The sequence below is a fragment of the Portibacter marinus genome (assembly GCF_021533195.1).
Lineage (GTDB): Bacteria > Bacteroidota > Bacteroidia > Chitinophagales > Saprospiraceae > Portibacter > Portibacter marinus.
This window is the reverse complement of record NZ_JAJNKB010000052.1, coordinates 1-1,663: the sequence shown is the minus strand read 5'-3', so window position 1 is coordinate 1,663 and position 1,663 is coordinate 1. Positions and strand designations below refer to the sequence as shown.

At 33.2% G+C, this 1,663-nt stretch carries 1 protein-coding gene; it reads left to right on the top strand.

Features of this window, described 5'->3' with window-relative positions; translation table 11 throughout:
* The first annotated feature begins 219 nt into the window (after nt 1-219).
* Nucleotides 220-1,293 (top strand): Fic family protein, encoded by a 1,074-nt coding sequence (locus L2567_RS20870; RefSeq protein ID WP_235299807.1) that lies wholly within the window; start codon nt 220-222, stop codon nt 1,291-1,293.
* Nucleotides 1,294-1,663 lie beyond the last annotated feature (370 nt).

Here is a 1,663-nt window from a genome sequence, read left to right as displayed (position 1 = left end):
GTTATAAACAGAGCAGGAAAGGGAAAAGGAACAATCTATTATGTAAATTTGAAAGGGAACTAGGGGTAACACTATGCATGAGTGAATATTTCGCTATCGCTCATACTCACCATGCAATTAACCGTTATATTCTATTAAAAAATTTATACATGTAAAGAAAATACGATTATCTTTACACGTATGCACGTAAGTGTAAAAGAAGTTTAATAGTTTTTACATATGCCGAAACCAATTAGATGGCAACTTGATTTTCTACCGATAAAGCTTGATATAGAGACAAAATCAGTTTTGAAAAAGCTACCTAAAGCACATGCAGCTTTAGCAGAGTTAAAAGGCATTGCTTCAACGATTCCAAATCAAAATATATTAATAAATACACTGGGATTACAAGAAGCAAAAGATAGTTCTGAAATTGAGAATATAATTACAACACATGATGAATTATACAAAACGGAATTGAATCTAATTACTTCTCTCGACTCAAAAGAGGTTCAAAATTACATTGAAGCAATGAAAGTTGGATTCTCATTAGTAACAGACAGTCAATTACTTACCAATAACACGATTCTGAAAATCCAAGAGAGATTAGAGAAAAATAAAGCAGGATATAGGAAAGTACCAGGAACAGTTCTTAAGAATGCCTCGACTGGTGAGGTGGTATATGAGCCTCCTCAAGATTATGATAGGATCATAGAACTGATGAAGAATTTAGAAATCTTTATTAATGACAATTCAATAATTGATCTGGATCCATTAGTAAAAATGGCGATTATTCATTTACAATTTGAGAGCATTCATCCCTTTTATGATGGAAATGGCAGAACAGGAAGGATAATTAATATACTATATCTAATTAATCAAGGATTATTGAATCTTCCAATTCTATATCTAAGTAATTACATTATCAAGAACAAGTCAATCTACTACGAATTACTCCAATCAGTGAGAACAGAAAACAGATGGGAAGAATGGTTAATTTACATGATCGAATCTGTTGAAAAAACATCAAAAGATACAATAGCTCTAATTAAAGAAATCAAAATCCAGATGTCCAACATGAAAATTTTACTGAGAAATAATTATAAATTCTATAGCCAAGATTTACTCAATAACCTTTTTAAACATCCCTATTCAAAAATAGAGTTTGTAGTTAGAGATCTTGGTGTTAGCAGAATAACAGCCGCAAATTATTTAAATCAATTATCAGAGGATGGAATCCTTCGAAAAGAGAAATTAGGGAAGTCAAACTATTACATAAATGAACCACTATTTCAAGTACTTAAAAATAGGTGACGAGTAGGTAAAGGGGAATCTCACCCCTAAACCTCTCACAGAACCGTACGTGAACCTCTCAGCTCATACGGCTCTTCGTAATCAAACCTATGGAGAGAAGCCATGTTGCCAGTGTGGAAAGATGTGCGGATAACCCGCTGCTATCTTTCTCAACCAAGCTTGTGCATAACTGTATCCATCCCACTAACCCCATCTTGTCTATTTAGCTAGGAATAGAGAATTTGCGATTAAAAATAGTAATGGCAATAGACAGTGAAAAATTATATCGACAGTTTCAAGCTTCAGGAATGAGTAGGAAGGAGTTTGCACAGAAGGTTCGTATTCCAAAATCGACTTTAGATTACCATGTTTACAAAAACAGGAAGAAACA

Bases quoted from the DNA above. Each gene is read 5' to 3' on its own strand.
- L2567_RS20870 (WP_235299807.1), top strand. From the start codon at position 220: ATGCCGAAACCAATTAGATGGCAACTTGATTTTCTACCGATAAAGCTT.